The sequence below is a fragment of the Pseudomonas sp. B34(2017) genome (assembly GCF_002112915.1).
GTDB lineage: Bacteria > Pseudomonadota > Gammaproteobacteria > Pseudomonadales > Pseudomonadaceae > Aquipseudomonas > Aquipseudomonas pharyngis.
In genome coordinates this window covers 176,870-198,782 of record NZ_NEJA01000008.1, presented here as the reverse complement: position 1 = coordinate 198,782, position 21,913 = coordinate 176,870, and the positions used below count along the sequence as shown (strand labels likewise).

Sequence of the window (21,913 nt, the reverse complement as noted above, 5' to 3'; positions counted from 1 at the left end):
AGCGAGGATGTGATGCGTCGCCGGGCGACGCTGCTGCAACGTTTGCATATCGACGGCCCGTTGCTGGTGCTGTTGTTGATCCTGGCCGCCGGCAGCCTGTTCGTACTGTATTCGGCCAGCGGCAAGAGCTGGGACCTGTTGGCCAAACAGGCCACGTCGTTCGGTATCGGCCTGGTGTCGATGATCGTCATCGCCCAGTTCGAGCCAAGGTTCATGGCGCGCTGGGTGCCGCTCGGCTACGTGATCGGGGTGGTACTGCTGATGGTGGTGGACATCATGGGCCACAACGCCATGGGCGCGACCCGCTGGATCAACATCCCCGGGGTGATCCGCTTCCAGCCCTCGGAATTCATGAAGATCCTGATGCCGGCGACCATCGCCTGGTACCTGTCCAAGCGCACGCTGCCGCCGCAGCTCAAGCACGTCGGCATCAGTCTGCTGCTGATCGGCGTGCCGTTCGCCCTGATCGTGCGTCAGCCGGATCTGGGCACTTCGCTGCTGATTCTGGCCGGTGGCGCCTTCGTCTTGTTCATGGGCGGGCTGCGCTGGCGCTGGATTCTCAGCGTACTGGCGGCGGCGATTCCGGTGTCGGTTGCGATGTGGTTCTTCATCATGCACGACTACCAGAAGCAGCGGATCCTGACGTTCCTCGACCCGGAAAGCGATCCGCTGGGTACCGGCTGGAACATCATTCAGTCGAAAGCCGCCATCGGTTCCGGCGGCGTGTTCGGCAAGGGCTGGCTGCTGGGCACCCAGTCGCACCTGGACTTCCTGCCGGAAAGCCACACCGACTTCATCATCGCGGTACTCGGCGAAGAATTCGGCCTGGTGGGCATTTGCGCGCTGTTGCTGATCTATCTGTTGCTGATCGGTCGCGGCCTGGTGATTACCGCCCAGGCGCAGACGCTGTTCGGCAAATTGCTGGCCGGCGCTCTGACCATGACGTTTTTTGTTTACGTTTTCGTCAACATCGGTATGGTCAGTGGCCTGTTGCCGGTGGTGGGGGTGCCGTTGCCGTTCATTAGCTACGGCGGAACTTCGCTGGTGACGCTGCTGTCAGCGTTTGGGGTTTTGATGTCGATCCATACCCATCGCAAGTGGATCGCACAGGTTTGAATAAGGTGAAGAGTTCAATGCAAGTAATGCGTGACTGGGCGACACGATACGCACCGTGGCTCGGCCTGGTAGGCATCCTTGGCAGCGCGCAGGAAGCGTTGGCCGGCGATTACGAAGGCTCGCCCCAGGTGGCCGAATTCGTCGGTGAAATGACCCGCGACTACGGTTTTGCCGGCGAACAGCTGATGGCTGTGTTCCGCGAGGCCCAGCGCAAACAGGCGATTCTCGACGCCATTTCCAAACCGGCCGAACGGGTCAAGCAGTGGAAAGAATACCGGCCGATGTTCATCACCGACGCGCGCATCGCCCGCGGTGTGGACTTCTGGCGCCAGCACGAGGCCACCCTGGCCCGCGCCGAGCAGGAATACGGCGTTCCGGCCCAGGTGATCGTGTCGATCATCGGCGTTGAGACCTTTTTCGGACGTAATACCGGCAATTACCGGGTGATCGATGCTTTGTCCACGCTGGGTTTCGACTATCCTCCCCGTGCCGAATTTTTCCGCAAGGAGCTGCGTGAGTTCCTGCTGCTGGCCCGGGAAGAGCAGGTCGACCCGCTGACCCTCAAGGGTTCCTATGCCGGGGCGATGGGTTTGCCGCAGTTCATGCCGAGCAGCTTTCGCGCCTACGCGGTGGATTTCGACGGCGACGGCCACATCAATATCTGGAACAACCCGGATGATGCGATCGGCAGCGTCGCCAGCTATTTCAAGCGTCACGGCTGGGTCGCCGGTGAGCCGGTAGTCAGCCGCGCGGATGTCCGTGGCGAGCAGGTGGATGAAGGCCTGACCACTGGCATCGAACCGACGAAAACCGTCGGGGAGTTGCGAGCGCTGGGCTGGTCGAGTCATGATGCGCTGCGCGATGACATGCCGGTCACCGCATTCCGCCTGGAAGGCGACAACGGCCCGGAATACTGGATGGGCTTGAAGAATTTCTACGCGATCACGCGTTATAACCGCAGCGTGATGTACGCCATGGCCGTACATCAACTGTCTGAACAGCTGGTACAAGCACGGGGCGTCAAGTAATGCGGGCATTGCCTATCAATAAACCCCTGAAGCTGGTGGCTTTCGCTGCGTTGGTGGTGCTGGTCGCCAGTTGCTCGACCAGCCGTTCGCCGAGCCAGAAGCCGACCACCGCCGTACGTTCGCAGCCGGGCCTGGACATCAACCGGGCCCACAAGGATGGCGCGCCGTGGTGGGATGTCGATGTGTCGCGTATCCCGGACGCCACGCCGACCCTGCACACCGGCCCGTACAAGGCCAACCCGTACACCGTGCTGGGCAAGACCTACTTCCCGTTGCAGGAATCCAAGACTTACGTGGCCTCCGGCACTGCGTCCTGGTACGGCACCAAGTTCCACGGTCAGAACACCGCCAACGGCGAGGTCTACGACCTGTACGGCATGAGTGCCGCCCACAAGACATTACCGCTGCCGAGTTATGTTCGGGTGACCAACCTGGACAACAACAAGAGCGTGATCCTGCGGGTCAATGACCGCGGGCCGTTCTACTCGGACCGGATCATTGACCTGTCCTACGCCGCCGCCAAGAAACTCGGTTATGCCGAAATCGGCACCGCGCGGGTCAAGGTCGAAGGCATCGACCCCCAGCAATGGTGGGCCGCGAAGGGCCGTCCGGCGCCTTTGATGCTCAACGAGCCGCAAGTCGCGCAGAATAGCGCCCCGGTGATCACGGCCTCGGCCGGCACCGTCGAGCAATGGACTCCGCCGCCGCAGCAGCACGCCGCGGCCGTCGTGCCAGTCCAGCTCGATGCAAAAAAAAACGCTTCTGCACCAGCGTCTGGCCAGTATCTGCAGGTGGGCGCGTTCGCCAACCCGGACGCTGCAGAACTCCTGAGGTCGAAGCTCAGCGGGATGGTGAGCGCTCCGGTGTTCATCAGCTCGATCGTGCGCAATCAGCAGACCCTGCACCGGGTTCGCCTGGGACCGATCGGTTCGCCGGGTGAAATTGCCCAGGTACAGAACAGCGTGCGCCTGGCCAACCTCGGTTCGCCAAGTGTGGTCACTGAGTAAACGTAGGACTTGATTGACGGTTCACCAGCGATTGGGGGGTGAACCAGGTTGTTGGCTCGTCGAAGAACAAAAGCCCGGCAAGGGTGACTGGAGTGAGCAACTGAACACGCGATGCTCGTAGGGTTTGCTCGAAAGCTCGCCGAGCGGCGATCAGGCAAGGCAAAAACAGGTGAGGAAGCGGAGTGTAGGGGACCTACATGAGCATTCCGAATCTGTTTTTAACGCAGCATGATCGTCGCGCAGGCAGGTTTCGGGCAAAGCCTGAAAGACATCTGATTAAATTTTGTCCGCTAGGACAGTTTCCATTAGCGATTTCGAGAGACGGATGAACATCACCACCTTTGCCAAACGCCTGTGTCTGCTAGTCCCGCTGCTCCTCTCGCCAGCCGCCTTCGCGGCCGAGATGATGCCGTCGCCACCACAACTGGCCGCCAAATCCTACGTGCTCATGGATGCCAACAGCGGCAACGTGCTGGTGGAGAACAACGGTGACCAGCGTCTGCCGCCGGCCAGCCTGACCAAACTGATGACCGCGTACATCGCCACGCTGGAAATCCGTCGCGGCCAGATCGGTGAAAACGACCCGGTGACCGTCAGCGAAAACGCCTGGCGCACCGGCGGTTCGCGGATGTTCATCAAGGTCGGCTCGCAGGTCACTGTCAGCGACCTGCTGCACGGCATCATCATCCAGTCCGGCAACGACGCCAGCGTCGCGGTGGCTGAACACATCGCCGGCAGCGAAGACGCCTTCGCCGACCTGATGAACAAGACCGTCGCCGATCTGGGCATGACCAATACCCACTTCATGAACCCGACCGGTCTGCCGAACCCCGAGCACTACTCGTCGGCTCACGACATGGCGATCCTGGCGCGCGCGATCATCCACGAAGACCCGGCTCACTACGCGATCTACTCGCAGAAAGAATTCTTCTGGAACGGCATCAAACAGCCTAACCGCAACCTGCTGCTGTGGCGCGACAAGACCGTCGACGGTCTGAAAACAGGTCACACCGACGAAGCCGGCTACTGCATGGTGTCCTCGGCCGTACGTGACGGCATGCGCCTGATCGCCGTGGTGTTCGGCACCAACAGTGAAGTGGCTCGTGCCGCCGAGACCCAGAAGCTGCTGACCTACGGTTTCCGCTTCTTCGAAACCCAGACCTTCTACCAGAAGGGCACCGAACTGGCTCAGGCCCCGGTGTGGAAAGGCACTACCAGCCAGGTCAAGGCCGGTCTGGCTCAGGACCTGACCATGACCCTGCCGAAAGGCCAGCTGAAGAAGCTCGCTGCCAGCATGACCATGAACCCGCAACTGACCGCGCCAATCGCCAAGGGCGACGTGATCGGTAAAGTCGAAGTGAAACTGGACGACAAGGTGGTGCACAGCGCCGACCTGATCGCCCTGGACGCTGTCGAGGAGGGTGGTATCTTCCGCCGCATGTGGGATAGCATCCGTCTATTCTTCTACGGCTTGTTCAACTGATTTGAGTTGACCTGCATGGCCCCGTTCCGATCCGGAGCGGGGCCTTGTTCGTTACCGGGCTTACGCTTACGAGGCCGTTACGCCATGACCGATACCGAAGTAAAGGCGCCAAAGATCGAATTTCCCCAGGTTGATTATCCGGTTAAGGTGATCAGCGATACGGGCGTCGGCAACAAAGACAAGATCATCGACATCGTCAAGAAACACGCCAGGATCAACGATGAGCGTGTCGACGAGCGTCAAAGCAGCAACGGCAAGTACACCACCATCCAGTTGCACATCGTCGCGACCGATCAGGATCAGCTGTACAACATCAACAGCGAACTGCGGGCTACCGGTTTCGTGCACATGGTGCTGTGATGCCCGGCACGCTGGGCTTTCGCGAGCTTGGCCAGATGGCTTACGAGCCGGTCTGGCAGGCCATGCAGCGTTTTACCAACGAGCGTGGCACCACGGCCCCGGACGAAATCTGGCTGGTGGAACACCCGCCGGTGTTCACCCAGGGTCAGGCCGGCAAGGCCGAGCACCTGTTGCTGCCGGGAGACATTCCGGTGGTGCAGGTCGACCGCGGCGGTCAGGTGACCTACCATGGACCAGGCCAGTTGGTAGCCTATCTGCTGCTGGATGTGCGCCGACTCGGTTTCGGCGTGCGCGATCTGGTCAGCCGCATGGAGCGCTGCCTGATCGAACTGCTGGCCAGCTACGGCGTGACCGCCGTGGCCAAGCCGGATGCTCCCGGCGTCTACGTCGACGGAGCGAAGATCGCTTCTCTGGGTTTGCGGATTCGCCACGGTTGTTCCTTTCATGGCCTGGCCCTGAACGTGGACATGAACCTGGAACCGTTTCGACGGATTAATCCCTGCGGCTATGCCGGGCTGGCGATGACCCAGCTGAGCGAGCACGCAGGATCGATTGAATTTGCCGAGGTAAGTGCCCGGCTGCGCGCGCAGCTCGTCAAACACCTCGACTATGCTGAGCAGACGACCCTGACGGGCGGAATCGACTGATATGACTACTGATGCAGTGCAAACCATGATCCCGACGCTCGACGTGACCGAGCGCCCGGCCCCGCGTCCCAAGGTTGAAGCCGGCGTCAAGCTGCGCGGCGCCGAGAAGGTTGCACGCATCCCGGTGAAGATCATTCCGACCACCGAACTGCCGAAGAAACCCGACTGGATCCGCGTGCGCATCCCGGTTTCGCCGGAAGTCGACCGCATCAAGAGCCTGCTGCGCAAACACAAGCTGCACAGCGTCTGCGAAGAGGCCTCCTGCCCGAACCTGGGCGAGTGCTTCTCCGGCGGCACCGCGACCTTCATGATCATGGGTGACATCTGCACCCGTCGCTGCCCGTTCTGTGACGTTGGCCACGGCCGTCCGAAGCCACTGGACGTCAACGAGCCGGAAAGCCTGGCCATCGCCATCGCCGACCTGAAACTCAAGTACGTGGTGATCACCTCGGTTGACCGTGATGACCTGCGTGACGGCGGTGCCCAGCACTTTGCCGACTGCATCCGCGAAATCCGCAAACTGTCACCGAACGTACAGCTTGAGACCCTGGTTCCGGACTACCGTGGCCGCATGGACATCGCCCTGGAAATCACCGCCGCCGAGCCGCCGGATGTGTTCAACCACAACCTGGAAACCGTACCGCGCCTGTACAAGGCTGCGCGTCCGGGTTCGGACTACCAGTGGTCGCTGACCCTGCTGCAACGCTTCAAGCAGATGATGCCGCACATCCCGACCAAATCCGGCCTGATGCTCGGCTTGGGCGAGACCGACGACGAAGTCATCGAAGTCATGAAGCGCATGCGCGAACACGACATCGACATGCTGACCCTGGGCCAGTATCTGCAACCGTCCCGCAGCCACTTGCCGGTGCAGCGTTTCGTGCACCCGGACACCTTCGCCTGGTTCGCCGAGGAAGGTTACAAGATGGGCTTCAAGAACGTCGCGTCCGGCCCGTTGGTGCGTTCTTCGTACCACGCTGACGAGCAAGCGAAACTGGTCAAGGCCGAGCTGCTCGGTTCCTGATTAAGCGCTGAATGAAAGAATGCCCGCCGGGGTTTATCGCCCGGCGGGCATTTTTTTGCCCGGCCTACACGCGTTACTGACTTTTCCTGCAATCTGCGGCGCAGCCGAGCCTCTTCTGTTTGTCGCCGTTCCTGACTACTGTGTGAGCATGACTTCACACAGGGAGATCCATGGATGACCGTTCGACCGACCCACACCCTTTTTCCGCACAAGTCTGTGCCCGCACTGCCGTCGGAAGGGCTGATCGGCGTCATTGCGCCCGCCGGCCCCGGCACGCTGGATACCGAAAAGGCCGTTCAGTGGATGCGCGCCCGGGGTTACGGCTTACGGGTGTTCCCGGGCGTCTATGAAAAGGACGGTTATCTGGCCGGCAGCGACGAGGTGCGGCTCAACGATCTGCACGCGGCGTTCGCTGACGAAGAGGTCGATGCGATCATTTGCCTGCGCGGTGGTTACGGCACGCCAAGGTTGCTGGATCGGATCGATTACGACCTGCTGAGCCGTCATGCCAAGCCCTTCGTCGGTTACAGCGACATCACCGCACTGCACCTGGCCATCAGTCGCTACGCCGGGTTCGTGACCTTTCATGGGCCGTTGTTGAATGCCGATCTGCTGGGGGACAAGGAACCGCCGACGGTGACCTCGTTCTTCGCCATGCTGCGCGGTCAGTTGAAGGCCGGCAGTGTACTGAGTCATCCAGCGGCTTATCCGTTGACCACCGTGGAGCCCGGCATTGCCCACGGGCGTTTGCAGGGCGGTAATCTGGCAATGATCGCCTCGACTCTTGGCACGCCTTACGAAATCGATGTCGAAGGGGTGATTCTGCTCATCGAGGACATCAACGAGCCGCTGTACCGGATCGACCGCTTGCTGACCCAGATGCGTCTGGCGGGCAAGTTGGCCAGATTGCGCGGCGTGTTGGTCGGGGATATTGCGGGGGTGGATGTCGATGCGCTGAATCGCTTGCTCAAGCAGACCTTCGAACCGCTGCGGATTCCGGTGCTGTCAGGATGGCGTAGCGGGCACTGTAATCCGAACCTGACGCTGCCGTTGGGGGCGCTGGTTCGACTGGACGCAGGGAAGAAGGAGTTGATGCTGGAACAGGATGTGGTGATTCGCTGATCGAGCCGCAAAAAAAGACCGCCGCCTGAAGAGGCGGCGGTCTTTTTGTTTTTACTGGTTGCGCAGGCTTTCCAGCAGCTTGTGCGTCGGATAACCATCCGCCGGCCAGCCAAATGACTGCTGCGCAGCGCGAATCGCCTTGCGCGTATTGGCACCGATGATCCCGTCGGCGGTGCCTGCGTCGTAGTTGCGCGCGGTCAACAGGTTTTGCAGTTCGATCCGCTCGGTGCGGCTCAACGGCAGGTCGTCTTTTGGCCAGGTGCCATTGATGAGGCCGGCGCCGTTGAAGCGCTCGGACAACAGGCTGACGGCCAGTGCGTAGGACGACGAGTTGTTGTACTTGAGGATCGCCCGGAAGTTATCGAGGATCAGGAACGCCGGGCCACGGTAGCCAGCCGGCAGCAGCAGGGCGGCGGACAGTTGCTCGGAGCCGGCCGGCACCTGGCCGCCGTTCGGCAGGATCACGCCCAGTTGCCGCCATTCAGCGACGCTCTTGCGAATCGCGCCATCGGCCAGGGTGTAGTTGAAACTGCTCGGCAGTTGCACTTCGAAGCCCCACGGCTGGCCACGCTGCCAGCCGGAGCTTTGCAGGTAATGCGCGGTGGAGGCCAATGCGTCAGCCGGGCTGCCCCAGATGTCGCGGCGACCGTCACCGTCGAAATCCACGGCGTGGGTGTTGTAGGTGGTCGGGATGAACTGGGTCTGGCCCATGGCGCCGGCCCAGGAACCGAGCATTTTCTCCGGGGTGATGTCGCCCTGTTGCAGGATCTGCAGCGCCGCAATCAGCTGCGCATGGGCAAAGCCCGGACGGCGACCTTCATAAGCCAGGGTCGCCAGCGAGTTGATCACCGACTTGCTGCCCTGGAACTGGCCGAAGTTGCTTTCCATCCCCCACACCGACACCAGCGCCTGGCGACCGACGCCATAACGCTGCTCGATGCTTTGCAGAATGTCGGCGTACTGGCTGATCAGTGCCTGGCCTTTGCGCACGCGCAACGGCGACAGTGCGCCATCCAGGTATTCCCAGACCGGCCGGGCGAATTCCGGCTGGCTGCGGTCGGCGCGAATTACGCTGGCATCGAAGCTGACATTGGCGAATGCGCGGTCGAACAGGTCGGCACGAATGCCGGCGGCCAGAGCGTCCTTGCGGAAACCAGCCTGCCATTCGGCAAAGGTCTGGGTCGGTTGCAGGTCGAGATCGTCACCGGACGGCACTACCGGCGGGATGACCGCTGGGGCTGTGGCAACGGGGACGGTCTGAAGCGGTTGAGCGTCAGCGGCGGTGGGTTTTTCCGCGCAAGCGACGAGCAATACGAAGCTGGAGGCAGCGATCAGTTGGCGAAAGGGCCAACGACGGGAAAGACTGAGGGGCATGCACGGGTCCAGGGAATACGAATCAGGTGCAGACCTTAACATGAGGAAGGGGTGCTGCGCTTTAAGCGGCCAGAAAGTAAGAAGCCTCCCAGCTGTCAGACTGGAAGGCTTCGCGGCGGTAGCTGCCTTTACCCTTGGTTGGTCGTTCCTGGCGGCTGCGGAACAGGGGTTGGGCGACGATGGATTTGGCCTTGTTGTGGCCATGTTTCGATGGCTTTTTACTCATGATGATTCTCTCGATTGAGTGAGGTTTTGCGCGGCAGATAATCTGCCGATCCAGAGCGTCTGTCTATAGGACCGACGGCGGGATGTTCTGTAGGAAATGGACTCGGTAAAAAAAACGGGATCACAGCGCGCGATCCCGGATTTCATTCGGCAGGCAAGGTCAGACGCTGACCGGCCATCAGCAACGCCAGTCGGCTCAGGCTCATCCACGGTGAGCCGGCTGCCTGGCCCTTGATCTGCGCATCGATGCGCTGGGCTTCGAGCAGCAACTGCGCCCAGCGTTGCGCCGAGTAGCGTTGCAAGGCCTTGCTCATCAGCGGTTTGCGCTTGTCCCAGACCGGCGGCTTGGCCTGACTGAAGCATTTGTCCAGCGGTGTGCCCTGGCTGTATTGCAACGAGATATTGGCCAGCAGCCGTAACTCCCGAGCCAAGGCCCAGAGGATCACCGGCGGCTCGACCCCTTCACCGCGCAGCCCTTCGAGCATGCGCAGGGCGTGGGCCGGTTCGCCGTTGAGCACTGCATCGGTCAGGCCGAACACGTCGAAGCGCGCACTGTCGGCCACGGCCGCCTGTACGGTTTCGATGGTGATCTGCCCGCCCTCGGCCATCAGCTTGAGCTTTTCGATCTCTTGCGCAGCGGCGAGCAGGTTGCCTTCGACCCGCGCGGCAATCAGTTCGACCGCGTCCTGACTGGCCGACAAGCCGGCCTGGGACAGGCGCTGACGAATCCAGCTCGGCAGCTGGTTGGCGTCCACCGGCCAGATCTGCACGAACTGGGTCTGCTGACCTTCGACCAGCGCCTTGCCCCACTTGGTTTTCTGCGCGCTACCGTCCAGCTTCGGCAGGCTGATCAACAGCACCGTGTCTTCAGCCGGGCGCGAGCAGTATTCGATGAGTGCGGCAGCGCCCTTGTCACCGGGCTTGCCCGAAGGCAGGCGCAGTTCCAGCAGGCGTTTTTCGGCGAACAGCGACATGCTGGCGCCGGCCTGCAGCAACGTCCCCCAATCGAAATTGGCGTCGGCGGCAAAGACCTGGCGTTCATCGAATCCTTGCTGGCGGGCAGCGGAGCGAATGGCGTCGGCGGCTTCCTGACACAGCAGCGGGTCATCGCCGCTGATGATGTAGACCGGCGCAAGAGCGCCTTGCAGGTGTTTGCCGAGTTGGGCGGGAGCGAGCTTCATAAGAGAGGGCGAACGGGGCGCCTGAGCGCCCCGAACGTCTTACTGCTGCGGCAGTTCGAGCGGCGACTGACGCGGGGTTTCCGCTTCAGCCTTCTGTGCCGCTTCGAGGGCGTCGGCCTCTGCCTTGGCACGGGCATTGGCGGTTTGCTGCAGAGCGTCCAGCTGTGCCGGCGTCAGCTGTTGCAGACGCAGCATCATGCGCTGTACCAGCTCGCGGCGGGTTTCACGGCGTGCATCGTTGGCTTCCTGGTCGGAACCCACCAGGTTGTTGCCGTCGTGGATGAACACTTTCTGCACTTCAAGCTTGTCGCTTTTGAGCAACAGGTCCTTTTCGCCGCGGATATCGTAGGTCAGCACGGTGCTCACCTGATATTCGCCAGTACGACCGGCGCCCGCGTAGCTGAGGATGCGCTGGCTTTCCTGCTCATCGGACAGGTAAAGCTTGTACGGCGCACCGGAAACGACCTTGACGCCGCTGGCCTCCAGCACCTGACGCAGTTGCGTCACGGTTTCGCCGTAGGCGTTGCGGGCGCTCAGATCGAGCTCCTTGATCGACAGTTCGTTGGTGCCGGTACCACGCAGCTGGAAACCGCAGGCGCTCAACAGGACGGCGAGGCCCATCACCAGCAGATTGCGTTTGATCATTGTGTTGCTCCCCTTGAAACCATGTGGGCCGACTCTGTGGCCCGAAAGGTTTTACTGGGCGTCAGGCACACCTGACGCCCGATCCAATTAGCTGGCGACGATATTGACCAGTTTCCCGGGCACTACGATCACTTTGCGAATCGTCAGGCCGTCAACGAAACGCAGTACGTTCTCGTTGGCACGGGCTGCCGCTTCGACTTCTTCACGGGTGGCGGCGGCCGGCATTTCGATCTGGCCACGCAGCTTGCCGTTGACCTGGATCACCAGGGTCAGGCTGTCCTGAACGAGTGCGCTTTCATCCACCACTGGCCAGCCGGCGTCGATCACAGGATCGGCGTGGCCCAGTTGATTCCACAGTTCGTGGCAAATGTGCGGGGTGATCGGAGCCAGCAACAGCGTAACGGCTTCCAGACCTTCCTGAACCAGCGCGCGATCCTGTTCGGTGGATTGTGCTGCTTTTTCCAGCACGTTCATCAGCGTCATCACCTGGGCGATGGCGGTGTTGAATTTGTGGTTCTGGCCAACATCGTGGCTGGCCTGCTTGATGGCCTGGTGAATCGCGCGACGAACGGCTTTCTGCTCGTCGTTCAGGCCGGCGATGTCCAGTTTGCCCGGCAGGCCCTGAGTGACGTGGGCCTGAGCCAGACGCCAGACGCGCTTGAGGAAGCGGTGCGAACCTTCAACGCCGGAGTCGGACCACGCGGCGCTCATGTCGGGCGGCGAGGCGAACATCATGAACAGGCGGCAGGTGTCCGCGCCGAACTGGTCGATCATCGATTGAGGGTCGACGCCGTTGTTCTTCGACTTGGCCATTTTCTCGGTGCCGCCGATTTCCACCGGCAGACCGTCGGTTTTCAGTCTGGCACTGGTGACGTTGCCCTTGCCGTCGCGTTCGAGATCGACGTCCGCCGGGTTGAACCAGGTGTAGGCGCCGTTGGCTTCGCGGCGATAGTAAGTCTCGGCAATCACCATGCCTTGAGTCAGCAGGTTCTTGAACGGCTCGTTGGAGCTCACCAGGCCTTCGTCGCGCATCAGCTTGTGGAAGAAGCGCGCGTAGAGCAGGTGAAGAATGGCGTGTTCGATACCGCCGATGTACTGATCCACCGGCAACCAGTGGTCGGCCGCGGATCTTTCCACCAGACCGCCTTCGAAGTGCGGCGAGGCGTAACGGGCGTAGTACCAGGACGACTCGACGAAAGTGTCCATGGTGTCGGTTTCACGCTTGGCAGGCTGACCGCATTTCGGGCAGCTGCACTCGTAGAACTCGGGCATGCGCGCCAGCGGCGAACCGGCGCCGTCCGGCACCACGTCTTCCGGCAGGACGACAGGCAATTGATCTTCCGGCACCGGCACGTCACCGCAGGCATCGCAGTGGATGATCGGGATCGGGCAGCCCCAGTAGCGCTGGCGGCTGATGCCCCAGTCGCGCAGGCGGAACTGGGTGCGCGAGGCGCCCAACTCTTTCTTGATCAGGGCGACTTCCATGGCGTCGAACGCGCCAGCGAAGTCCAGGCCGTCGAACTCGCCGGAGTTGATCAGCGTGCCGTGCTCGCCGTAGGCGTCTTGCCATGGCGCCGGGTTGGTTTCACCGGAGCTGGTGCGAACCACCGATTTGACCGGCAGGTTGTACTTGTGGGCGAACTCGAAGTCGCGCTCGTCGTGCGCCGGCACAGCCATGACCGCGCCGTCGCCGTAGTGCATCAGTACATAGTTGGCGACCCACACCGGCAGTTTTTCGCCGGTCAGCGGGTGCTCGACGAACAGCCCGGTCGGCAGGCCTTTCTTCTCTTGAGTGGCGACGTCGGCTTCGGCGACGCTGCCGCCCTTGCATTCGGCGATGAACGCTTGCAGCTCAGGGTTGTTCTTCGCGGCGAGAGCGGCCAGGTGGTGCTCGGCAGCCACGGCGACATAAGTCGCGCCCATCAAGGTGTCCGGACGGGTGGTGAAGACTTTCAGGGTGCCGGTTTCGCCGATCGAGTCAACGTTGTACGGGAACTGCACTTCCATCCCGCGCGACTTGCCGATCCAGTTGCGCTGCATGGTCTTGACCTGCTCGGGCCAGCCGGTCAGTTCGTCGAGGCTCTCCAGCAGCTCATCCGCGTAGGCGGTGATCTTGAAGTAGTACATCGGAATTTCGCGCTTTTCGATCAGCGCGCCGGAACGCCAGCCGCGACCGTCGATCACCTGTTCGTTGGCCAGAACGGTCTGGTCGATCGGGTCCCAGTTCACGGTGCCGTTCTTGCGGTAGATCACGCCTTTTTCGAACAGGCGGGTGAACAGCCATTGTTCCCAGCGGTAGTAATCCGGCTTGCAGGTGGTGACTTCCCGCGACCAGTCGACCGCCAGGCCCAGGCTGCGCAGCTGGGATTTCATGTAGGCGATGTTTTCGTAGGTCCACTTGGCCGGGGCCACGTTGTTCTTCATCGCGGCGTTTTCCGCCGGCATGCCGAAGGCGTCCCAACCCATCGGTTGCAGAACGTTCTTGCCGAGCATGCGCTGGTAGCGGGAGATCACGTCGCCGATGGTGTAGTTGCGCACGTGCCCCATGTGTAGCTTGCCGCTGGGGTAAGGGAACATCGACAGGCAGTAGTAGGTTTCCTTGCCTGGCTGTTCACTGACTTCAAAGGACTTTTGCTCGTCCCAGAACGATTGGGCGGCGGCTTCGATTTCACGGGGCTGATATTGTTCGTGCATGGCTACTTTTGTACTGGATAGGGGTGGCCTAATCCTCTTCAATGCGACGTCCCGGGCATGTCGGACGAGCTGGAAGTGGAGTTACAGGAAGCGCCGTAGCATACATGACCGCGCTTGGCCTAGGGAAACCCTGATTGCAGCCGTTTGACCGGCCGAAATTGCGGCGAGGGCCGTTGGTCGCGGCACGCAGCCGGTTTGTGCAGCGAAGCTAAGCTCTAACTGGGGAGTGAGTCTTATCTTCAATGAGGTGAGGGATGGTGGAGTCACAGCAAAAAAACGTTACCAAACCCGAGTTGTACGAGCGGTTGATCGATCGTCTTGGGATGGCCCTGGACGCGGCAAAAACCGCTGGAAGGCTGCGCGACGAGCGCCCCCTGGAGCTGGAATTGCGTGGCTTGAGTCCCGCCGAGTTCAAACTGGTCAAGGCCTATCTGGATCGCAGTGAGCGTGAAACCCACGGATACCTGTCACAAGCAGTGAAACAGCTCGATGCTGCCCATTCGGCCAAGGTCATCTGGCTCAAGGACAAGGCACCCGGCAGAGACGCCGTCAAAGTGCGGACTCTGCAGGCCAAGTAAACGCATGGCAGGTCAAAAAGCGGATCTTTTTCAACGGGATCCGACCCTACTGGTTGTCGCGCTGTATCAACCCACTTAGGCTTCGGGCATCTCTGGAGATGCTCGATGCCTTTTCGTTATTTCATTAAACAACTTCTATTGCCGCCAGGCCTTCTTTTGCTGCTGTTGCTGGCGGCCTGGTGGCTGCGTCGCTCGCGGCCGCGACTGGCCGGGCTGTGTTTTGCCCTGGGTTTTGGCGGCTTTTTGCTAATGAGTCTGCCGGTGGTCGTGCAGTGGGGCGCCAAAGCTCTGGAACGTGAGCCGCCGCTGGCCCGGGAAGCATGGGCAAACCTGGCGCAGCGCGCCGATGCGATTGTGGTGCTGGGCTCCGGCCGCGAGCGCGGCGATCTGGCCTGGGGCGAAGATCAGCCGACCGGTGTTGGACTGGAGCGCCAACGTTACGCGGCGCGACTGGCCAAGGCGTCGGGGTTGCCGATTCTGACCAGCGGTGGCCTGCATTACGGTACGCCGCCGACTGAAGCCAAATTGATGGCCGACTCGTTGCGCGATGATTTCGGTGTGACGGTGCGCTGGCAGGAAGGGGAGAGCCGCACCACGTGGGAGAACGCCGAATTCAGCGCCAAAGTGCTGTTGCCGGAAGGCGTCAAACGCATCGTGCTGGTGACCCAGGCCTGGCACATGCCGCGAGCGGTGTGGAGTTATCAACAGGCCGGATTCGAAGTGGTGCCGGCACCGGTCGGTTTCCTCGGCACGGACAATGCGCGACCGTTTGGCGGCTGGCTGCCGGAGTTCAAGTCGATCTGGCAGAGCGGGCAGTTGATGAACGAGGCGGTGGGGCAGATCGGTTATTCGCTGTTCTACCGAGGGAATGACAGAGCCGAGTGATCACTCCCGCGCAGGACGCGGGAGTGAGCGGGTTTTCAGAGTGTCTTGGACATCCGGTTGGTCATCAGCGCCCAGCCGAACAGCACCACGCACAGGATGATCAGCGGCCACGAGCGCCATTGCAGATACGGCGTCAGGTTGTGCATCGGCACCACTTCGCCGTACAGCACGCCCTGTTCGAACTGCGGAATTCGCTCGGTGATCTGGCCGAACGGATTGATCAACCCGGTCACGCCGTTGTTGGTCGCGCGAATCATCCAGCGTCCGGCTTCAAGCGCACGCATCTGCGCCATTTGCAGATGCTGCAACGGGCCGATGGACGTACCGAACCAGGTGTCATTGCTGATCGTCAGCAGCAGATCACTGCGTGCCGCCAGGCCCGCGGCGAATTCCGGGTAGACCACTTCGTAGCAGATGAACGGCGCGATCTGATATCCCTTGGCCTGCAACAGGGCCTGATCGGCAGGGCCGCGGGCGAAGTCGGACATTGGCAGGTCGAAGAACGCGATCAGCCCGCGCAGGATGTCCTGCAACGGTACGTATTCGCCGAACGGCACCAGCTTCTGTTTCAGATAAGTACCGTCGCCTTCGCCGACCACGGTGATGCCGTTGAAGAAGCGTTTTTCGTGACGGACCACTTCGCGGATCGGCACGCCAGTGATCAGCGCTGATTTACGCTCGGCGGCGAAGTTGCCCATCATGGTCAGGTAGCCCTCGGCGGACTCCTTGAGCACCGGCACTGCGGTTTCCGGCCAGATCAACAGGTCGACCGGTTTGGAGCGGAAACTCAGGTCGCGGTACAGCGCCAGCTGCGCATTGAGCTCGGCCGGGTCCCATTTCATGCTTTGCGCGACGTTGCCCTGAATCGCAGCAACGGTCAGCGGCGCGCCGGCCGGGCTGGTCCAGGCATGACCCTTGAGTGCAATGCCCGCTGCCCATGGCCCGATCAGCAATACCAGGCCGGCGGCGATGAAGCCTTTGCGGCGGGTTTGCAGCAGGCGCGGTGCGTTGTAGATCAGTGCAGCGGTCAGTGCCAGGACGAACGACACCAGCCACATGCCGCCCACGGGCGCGAGCCCGGCCAGCGGGCCGTCGAGCTGGCTGTAACCGGAATACAGCCACGGGAAACCGGTGAGGAACCAGCCACGGAAAGCTTCCTGGCCGACCCACAATGCCGCAAACGCCAGGGCGTCGGCCACCGGCGCTTCGTTACGCCGCAACCAGCGCGCCCACAGCCAGGCGGGAAGGGCGAAGAACCAGGCAATGGCCGCCGTGAAGATCAGCATCAGGAAACCGGCCAGCAGCACCGAAGCGCCGCCGAAGTGGTGGATGCTGTAATAGATCCAGCTGGTGCCGGCGCCAAACAGGCCGAAACCGAAGCACCAGCCACGGCCCAGGGCCTGTCGCGGGCTCAGCTCGCGCAGGCCGGCATAGAACAGGCCGACCGCCAGCAACGCCAGCGGCCAGAGATCGAACGGTGCCAGAGCGAAGGTGGTGATTGCACCGGCCGCCACGGCCAGCAGGTTACCGGGCCAGCCGGGGCGGGTTGTCCAGCGCATTTCAATCCTTAGATTTTTTACCGGGCGATTGGGGTCAGTCGCAGCAAATGAATCCGACGGCTGTCGGCGTTCAGGATGCGGAAACGATAGGCGCCGATTTCAGTGATTTCGTTGCGTTTTGGCAAGTGCCCGAACGCGCTCATCACCAGCCCGCCGACGGTGTCGAACTCGTCGTCGGAGAATTCGCTGTCGAAGAACTCGTTGAAGTTCTCGATCGGCGTCAGGGCCTTGATCAGGAAGTCACCGCTGGGCAGCGGCTTGATGTAGCTGTCTTCTTCGACGTCGTGCTCGTCTTCGATGTCGCCGACGATCTGCTCGAGCACGTCTTCGATGGTCACCAGACCGGCCACACCGCCGTATTCGTCGATGACGATGGCCATGTGGTTGTGGTTGGCGCGGAATTCACGCAGCAACACGTTCAGGCGCTTGGACTCCGGCACGAAGGTGGCCGGGCGCAGCAGGTCCTTGATGTTGAAGCTGTCGCCGTTCTCCTTGAGGATCAGTGGCAGCAGATCCTTGGCCAGCAGCACGCCCATCACGTCGTCATGGCTTTCGCCGATGACCGGGTAGCGCGAGTGGGCCGAGTCGACCACGGCGGGGAGGAATTCGCGGGGTGTCTGGGTCGCCTTGATGCTGATCATCTGCGAGCGCGGCACCATGATGTCGCGAACCTGCAGGTCAGCCACCTGGATGGCGCCTTCGACGATGGCCAGCGCTTCGCTGTCCAGCAGTTTGTTCTGATGTGCATCGCGCAGCAGCTCAAGCAGCTCCTGGCGGTTCTTCGGCTCGTGGGCAAAAGCCTGGGTCAGTTTACCCAGCCATGACTTTTGCCCGTTGCTCGATCGATCTTCGCTCATAGCGATTACTCTGAATCCTTTGTCGTAACAGTAGGGGATGTTTCGGTTTCGTCGTCCGCGTACGGATCGGGATAACCCAGTTCGGCAAGCAACTCGCGTTCCAGTGCTTCCATTTCCTCGGCTTCCTCGTCATCTATATGGTCGTAACCCAGCAGATGCAAGCAGCCGTGAATGACCAGATGTGCCCAGTGGGCCTTTAGTTCCTTGCCCTGTTCGGCAGCTTCGCGCTCGACCACGGCCACGCAGATCACCAGATCGCCCAGCAATGGAATGTCGAGAAACTCGTCAGGCACTTCGGCGGGAAAGGACAGGACGTTGGTCGCGTAATCCTTGTGCCGCCAGGTGTGATTCAGTTCGCGGCCTTCTTCCTCGTCGACCAGACGAATGGTCATTTCCGAGTCGGCTGTGCGCTGGCGCAGGGCCAGTTCGCACCATTGGCGGAACTCGGCTTCGGTCGGCGCAGACGCTTCGGTCGCGATTTGCAGGTCAAGCTCAAGCATCGTGGCGAGTGTCCTTTGGCGCTTCGTCGGCCAAGCGCGTCTCGAAGCGCTCGTAGGCTTCGACGATGCGTTGCACCAATGGATGGCGCACCACGTCTTTGGGCTGGAAGTGGGTGAAGCTGATGCCCGGCACATCTTTCAGGACTTCGATGACGTGATGAAGTCCGGATTTGGTGCCGCGCGGCAGGTCGACCTGGGTGATGTCGCCGGTAATCACGGCAGTGGAGCCGAAACCGATCCGGGTCAGGAACATCTTCATCTGTTCGACGGTGGTGTTCTGGCTCTCATCGAGAATGATGAAGCTGTTGTTCAGCGTGCGACCGCGCATGTAGGCCAGCGGCGCGACTTCGATCACCTGACGTTCGATCAGCTTGGCCACGTATTCGAAACCGAGCATTTCATAGAGCGCGTCGTAGAGCGGGCGCAGGTAAGGGTCGATCTTCTGCGACAGGTCGCCGGGCAGGAAGCCGAGTTTTTCACCCGCTTCGACCGCCGGACGCACCAGCAGAATGCGGCGGATCTGCTCGCGCTCCAGGGCATCGACGGCGCAGGCCACGGCCAGATAGGTCTTGCCGGTACCGGCCGGGCCGATGCCGAAGTTGATGTCGTTGCCAAGGATTTCTTTCACATAGCGCAGCTGATTCAGGCCGCGTGGGCGAATCATGCCCTTCTTGGTGCGCAGGGCGACGGAGGCTTCGGCGGGGGCGTGGTTGTCCAGTTGCTCGACGGCCGATTCCTGGAGGAACAGGTGCACCGTATCCGGCGACAGCTCTGAACCCTTGGTTTCCCGGTACAGGCGGCGAATCAGGTTTTCCGCGGAAGTGGTGTGCTTGGGTTCGCCGATCAGCTCGAACTGATTGCCGCGGTTGCGGATCTCGATGGCCAGGCGCTGTTCGATCAGCCGCAGGTGCTCGTCGAACTGCCCGCACAGATTGGCGAAGCGGCGAGCCTCAAAGGGCTCGAGGATAAAACGATGTGGTTCGATGGGTGCGTTCAAGGTCGTATTTAGCCGCCCTGGGGCAATTAGGATGAAATCAAGGATAACGCCAGCGGCGTGGGTGCGAAAGCTCTTAAAAAGCCTTGCATCGATTCAGCCGTCTGGCGGGGTCTCCTTGCGGTGTTACTGGATCAGCGAGCCGCGCAGCGAGTGCGGTTGCGCCGCGTCGATGTGGACGTCGGCGAACTGGCCGATCAGGGTCGGATTATCGCAGCGGAAGTTGACGATACGGTTATTCTCGGTGCGCCCTTGCAGCTCGCCCGGGTCTTTCTTCGAATAATCGGTCACCAGAATCCGCTGGATCGAGCCGACCATTTGTCGGCTGATCTCGAACCCTTGCTGGTTCAAGCGATGCTGCAAGGCGTTCAGACGTTCTTTCTTCAGTTCTTCCGGGGTGTCGTCGGCCAGATCGGCGGCCGGGGTGCCCGGGCGCTGGCTATAGACAAACGAGTAGGAAAAGTCGAAACCGACGTCGGCAATCAGCTTCATGGTCTGTTCGAAATCTTTCTCGGTTTCCCCCGGGAAGCCGACGATGAAGTCCGAACTGATGCAGATCCCCGGTACGGCGGCGCGCAATTTGCGCAGCTTGGATTTGTATTCCAGCGCCGTGTGGTTGCGCTTCATCGCGGCCAGGATCCGGTCCGAACCCGACTGCACCGGCAAGTGCAGATGCTTGACCAGTTCCGGCACTTCGGCGTGGGCCTGGATCAGGCTGTCGGAGAATTCCAGCGGGTGCGAGGTGGTGTAGCGGATGCGGTCGATGCCGTCGACCGCCGCGACCACGCGGATCAGTTCCGCCAGATCCGCCAGGCGACCGTCGTGGGTCAGCCCGCGATAACCGTTGACGTTCTGCCCCAGCAGGGTCACTTCACGCACACCGTTCTCGGCCAGGTGAATGATTTCGGCGATCACGTCGTCGAACGGCCGGCTGACTTCTTCGCCGCGGGTGTAAGGCACCACGCAGAAGGTGCAGTACTTGCTGCAGCCTTCCATCACTGACACATAGGCGCTCGGGCCGTCGATGCGCGGCTCGGGCAGATGGTCGAATTTTTCGATTTCCGGGAACGAGACGTCGACTTGCGGCAGCTTGCTGATGCGCGCGGCGTCGATCATTTCCGGCAGACGGTGCAGGGTCTGCGGGCCGAACACCACGTCGACGTACGGCGCGCGATCACGGATCGCCGCGCCTTCCTGGCTGGCCACGCAACCGCCGACGGCGATCACCATGTCCGGGTTGGCCAGTTTCAGTTCGCGCCAGCGGCCGAGCTGGGAATACACCCGGTCCTGGGCGCGTTCGCGGATCGAGCAGGTGTTGAGCAGGATCACGTCGGCATCTTCGGCGCGCGCCGTGACTTCCAGGGCCTGGTGTTCGCCCAGCAGATCGACCATGCGCGAGCTGTCGTACTCGTTCATCTGGCAACCGTGGGTTTCGATGTAAAGCTTCTTGGCCATGGAATAGGGTCGTCACGTGGTTCAAAGAACCGCGCATTATAGGGAACATGTCCCCAGGTTCCTACCGCTGCGCGTCCGGTGGCTATGCTATAGTTCGCGCCCTCATTTTTACCCCGATGTCGTCCGCCCGCCATGACCAAACGCGAAGCTCCAATCTACAAGGTGATTTTCCTCAACCAGGGCCAGGTGTTCGAAATGTACGCCAAGCAGATCTATCAAAGTGATCTGTGGGGTTTCCTGGAAGTGGAAGAGTTCGTCTTTGGCGAGCGCACGCAAGTGGTCGTCGACCCGAGCGAAGAAAAGCTCAAGGCGCAGTTCGAAGGCGTGGTGCGCAGCTTTGTGCCGATGCACTCGATCGTGCGCATCGATGAAGTCGAGCGACTGGGGACGCCAAAGATCAGCGAAGCCCGTGGCGGTGTTGGCAATGTGATGCCGTTTCCGGTGCCGATGCCCGAGAAGTAAAACCGGGTTTTATGGAAGTGATCGTTCCCATGCTCTGCGTGGGAATGCCGCCTTCGACGTTCCGCGTCGGTGACGAAAAGCGCGGGAACTATCGTTAGTCAGGGCAGGGGCGAGAACGGCGTACGCCCGTCGGCGCTCTGCAGTTCCATCAGGTATTTACGGAAAATTTGCCCGAGCACCTGGGTCGCGGTTTCCAGGTCTTCGCGGGACATCTTTTCAGACACTTCGTCGGCGGTGTCTAGCGCGTCTTCGGCGCCGTTGACCGCGGCCATCTTCAGCACGATATAAGCCTGAATGTTGTTGGCCTGCACGCCTTCACCGTGGAAGAACATGGTGCCGAGCTTGAATTGCGCCTGGGCGTGACCTTGCAGCGAGGCCTTTTCGAAATAGCTCAGGGCTTGATTGAGGTCGCGCGGCGCATTCTTGCCGTCGTAGTAGAACTCACCCAACTCGTATTGCGCTTGCGCATCCCCCTCATCCGCTGCCTTTTGGCAGGCGGCGAGTGCCTGCGTGACATCTTGCGGCTGAGTATTGAGGGTGCAGCGACCCATCGCCGGGATCAACAACGAGTTGCCGCCTGCTTGTGCATGTGCGAGCAGCGGCTGAAGGAGCAACAGGCAGCCCAAGGCAAGGGTGCGGCCGGTGCGGTTCATGGGAATCGACTTACCTCTGAAGGGCGCGCGGACCCGTCGAGGGATCCAATAAGCGCGCATTATG

Annotated in this window: 22 protein-coding genes; 11 read left to right on the top strand and 11 right to left on the bottom strand. The window is 61.4% G+C overall.

Going from position 1 to position 21,913, the window contains the following annotated elements:
- Nucleotides 1-12 precede the first annotated feature (12 nt).
- The 8 genes from rodA to CAF80_RS24935 all read left to right on the top strand — a co-directional run bounded on the left by rodA (nucleotide 13) and on the right by CAF80_RS24935 (nucleotide 7,787).
- Entirely contained in the window at nucleotides 13-1,116 is a 1,104-nt protein-coding gene (rodA, locus tag CAF80_RS24970; protein ID WP_050761190.1) for a rod shape-determining protein RodA, read from the top strand.
- A gap of 17 nt (nucleotides 1,117-1,133) precedes the next feature.
- Nucleotides 1,134-2,144: a lytic murein transglycosylase B gene (gene mltB / locus CAF80_RS24965; RefSeq protein ID WP_007958658.1), complete on the top strand. Its 1,011-nt coding sequence runs from the start codon at nucleotides 1,134-1,136 to the stop codon at nucleotides 2,142-2,144.
- On the top strand, nucleotides 2,144-3,151 hold the full coding sequence (locus CAF80_RS24960) for a septal ring lytic transglycosylase RlpA family protein (RefSeq protein ID WP_085668080.1): 1,008 nt from the start codon (nucleotides 2,144-2,146) through the stop codon (nucleotides 3,149-3,151). The genes mltB and CAF80_RS24960 overlap by 1 nt, the downstream gene beginning before the upstream one ends.
- 325 nt (nucleotides 3,152-3,476) lie before the next feature.
- Nucleotides 3,477-4,634, top strand: coding sequence for a D-alanyl-D-alanine carboxypeptidase family protein (locus CAF80_RS24955; protein WP_011336095.1), 1,158 nt, complete (start codon nucleotides 3,477-3,479; stop codon nucleotides 4,632-4,634).
- Between the two features lie 84 nt (nucleotides 4,635-4,718).
- A complete protein-coding gene (locus CAF80_RS24950; RefSeq protein ID WP_011336094.1) occupies nucleotides 4,719-4,994 on the top strand; it encodes a DUF493 domain-containing protein in 276 nt (91 codons plus the stop codon).
- Nucleotides 4,994-5,641: a lipoyl(octanoyl) transferase LipB gene (lipB, locus tag CAF80_RS24945; RefSeq protein ID WP_039771855.1), complete on the top strand. Its 648-nt coding sequence runs from the start codon at nucleotides 4,994-4,996 to the stop codon at nucleotides 5,639-5,641. Before CAF80_RS24950 ends, lipB begins: the two co-directional genes overlap by 1 nt.
- A gap of 25 nt (nucleotides 5,642-5,666) precedes the next feature.
- Nucleotides 5,667-6,665 (top strand): lipoyl synthase, encoded by a 999-nt coding sequence (gene lipA / locus CAF80_RS24940; protein WP_162130488.1) that lies wholly within the window; start codon nucleotides 5,667-5,669, stop codon nucleotides 6,663-6,665.
- 174 nt (nucleotides 6,666-6,839) lie between these two features.
- Nucleotides 6,840-7,787, top strand: coding sequence for an LD-carboxypeptidase (locus CAF80_RS24935; protein ID WP_074691579.1), 948 nt, complete (start codon nucleotides 6,840-6,842; stop codon nucleotides 7,785-7,787).
- Nucleotides 7,788-7,838: 51 nt separating this feature from the next.
- Here the strand turns inward: CAF80_RS24935 and CAF80_RS24930 are convergent, their stop codons facing one another.
- The 5 genes from CAF80_RS24930 to leuS form a co-directional block, all read right to left on the bottom strand.
- A complete protein-coding gene (locus CAF80_RS24930) occupies nucleotides 7,839-9,161 on the bottom strand; it encodes a lytic murein transglycosylase (protein ID WP_085668079.1) in 1,323 nt (440 codons plus the stop codon).
- A 61-nt stretch (nucleotides 9,162-9,222) separates the two neighbouring features.
- Nucleotides 9,223-9,387, bottom strand: a complete 165-nt coding sequence (gene arfA, locus CAF80_RS24925) for an alternative ribosome rescue factor ArfA (RefSeq protein WP_007958672.1) — start codon at nucleotides 9,385-9,387, stop codon at nucleotides 9,223-9,225.
- A gap of 142 nt (nucleotides 9,388-9,529) precedes the next feature.
- Complete coding sequence (gene holA, locus CAF80_RS24920; protein ID WP_039771848.1) at nucleotides 9,530-10,567, bottom strand: DNA polymerase III subunit delta; 1,038 nt, start codon at nucleotides 10,565-10,567, stop codon at nucleotides 9,530-9,532.
- 39 nt (nucleotides 10,568-10,606) lie between these two features.
- Nucleotides 10,607-11,212, bottom strand: a complete 606-nt coding sequence (lptE, locus tag CAF80_RS24915) for an LPS assembly lipoprotein LptE (protein WP_039771846.1) — start codon at nucleotides 11,210-11,212, stop codon at nucleotides 10,607-10,609.
- An 87-nt stretch (nucleotides 11,213-11,299) separates the two neighbouring features.
- Nucleotides 11,300-13,906, bottom strand: coding sequence for a leucine--tRNA ligase (leuS, locus tag CAF80_RS24910; RefSeq protein WP_085668078.1), 2,607 nt, complete (start codon nucleotides 13,904-13,906; stop codon nucleotides 11,300-11,302).
- Between the two features lie 254 nt (nucleotides 13,907-14,160).
- Between leuS and CAF80_RS24905 the strand changes: the two genes are divergently transcribed.
- Both CAF80_RS24905 and CAF80_RS24900 read left to right on the top strand, forming a co-directional pair.
- Nucleotides 14,161-14,484 carry a hypothetical protein gene (locus tag CAF80_RS24905; protein WP_039771843.1) on the top strand — a complete coding sequence of 108 codons (324 nt, stop codon included), beginning with the start codon at nucleotides 14,161-14,163 and terminating at the stop codon, nucleotides 14,482-14,484.
- A 105-nt stretch (nucleotides 14,485-14,589) separates the two neighbouring features.
- Nucleotides 14,590-15,369, top strand: coding sequence for a YdcF family protein (locus CAF80_RS24900; protein ID WP_085668077.1), 780 nt, complete (start codon nucleotides 14,590-14,592; stop codon nucleotides 15,367-15,369).
- A gap of 35 nt (nucleotides 15,370-15,404) precedes the next feature.
- On the opposite strand, the gene lnt is transcribed toward CAF80_RS24900, so the two are convergent.
- From lnt to miaB, 5 genes are all read right to left on the bottom strand, one after another.
- Entirely contained in the window at nucleotides 15,405-16,928 is a 1,524-nt protein-coding gene (gene lnt, locus CAF80_RS24895) for an apolipoprotein N-acyltransferase (protein ID WP_085668076.1), read from the bottom strand.
- 17 nt (nucleotides 16,929-16,945) lie between these two features.
- A complete protein-coding gene (locus tag CAF80_RS24890) occupies nucleotides 16,946-17,785 on the bottom strand; it encodes an HlyC/CorC family transporter (protein ID WP_007909641.1) in 840 nt (279 codons plus the stop codon).
- 5 nt (nucleotides 17,786-17,790) lie between these two features.
- Complete coding sequence (gene ybeY, locus CAF80_RS24885) at nucleotides 17,791-18,285, bottom strand: rRNA maturation RNase YbeY (RefSeq protein WP_007958682.1); 495 nt, start codon at nucleotides 18,283-18,285, stop codon at nucleotides 17,791-17,793.
- On the bottom strand, nucleotides 18,278-19,282 hold the full coding sequence (locus CAF80_RS24880; RefSeq protein ID WP_011336084.1) for a PhoH family protein: 1,005 nt from the start codon (nucleotides 19,280-19,282) through the stop codon (nucleotides 18,278-18,280). Before CAF80_RS24880 ends, ybeY begins: the two co-directional genes overlap by 8 nt.
- A gap of 123 nt (nucleotides 19,283-19,405) precedes the next feature.
- Complete coding sequence (gene miaB, locus CAF80_RS24875) at nucleotides 19,406-20,734, bottom strand: tRNA (N6-isopentenyl adenosine(37)-C2)-methylthiotransferase MiaB (protein WP_064382169.1); 1,329 nt, start codon at nucleotides 20,732-20,734, stop codon at nucleotides 19,406-19,408.
- Between the two features lie 132 nt (nucleotides 20,735-20,866).
- Between miaB and CAF80_RS24870 the strand changes: the two genes are divergently transcribed.
- Nucleotides 20,867-21,196 carry a DUF1820 family protein gene (locus CAF80_RS24870; protein ID WP_007958692.1) on the top strand — a complete coding sequence of 110 codons (330 nt, stop codon included), beginning with the start codon at nucleotides 20,867-20,869 and terminating at the stop codon, nucleotides 21,194-21,196.
- Nucleotides 21,197-21,294: 98 nt separating this feature from the next.
- Here CAF80_RS24870 and CAF80_RS24865 read toward each other — a convergent pair whose 3' ends face one another.
- Complete coding sequence (locus CAF80_RS24865; protein ID WP_003228518.1) at nucleotides 21,295-21,849, bottom strand: tetratricopeptide repeat protein; 555 nt, start codon at nucleotides 21,847-21,849, stop codon at nucleotides 21,295-21,297.
- Nucleotides 21,850-21,913: the final 64 nt, after the last annotated feature.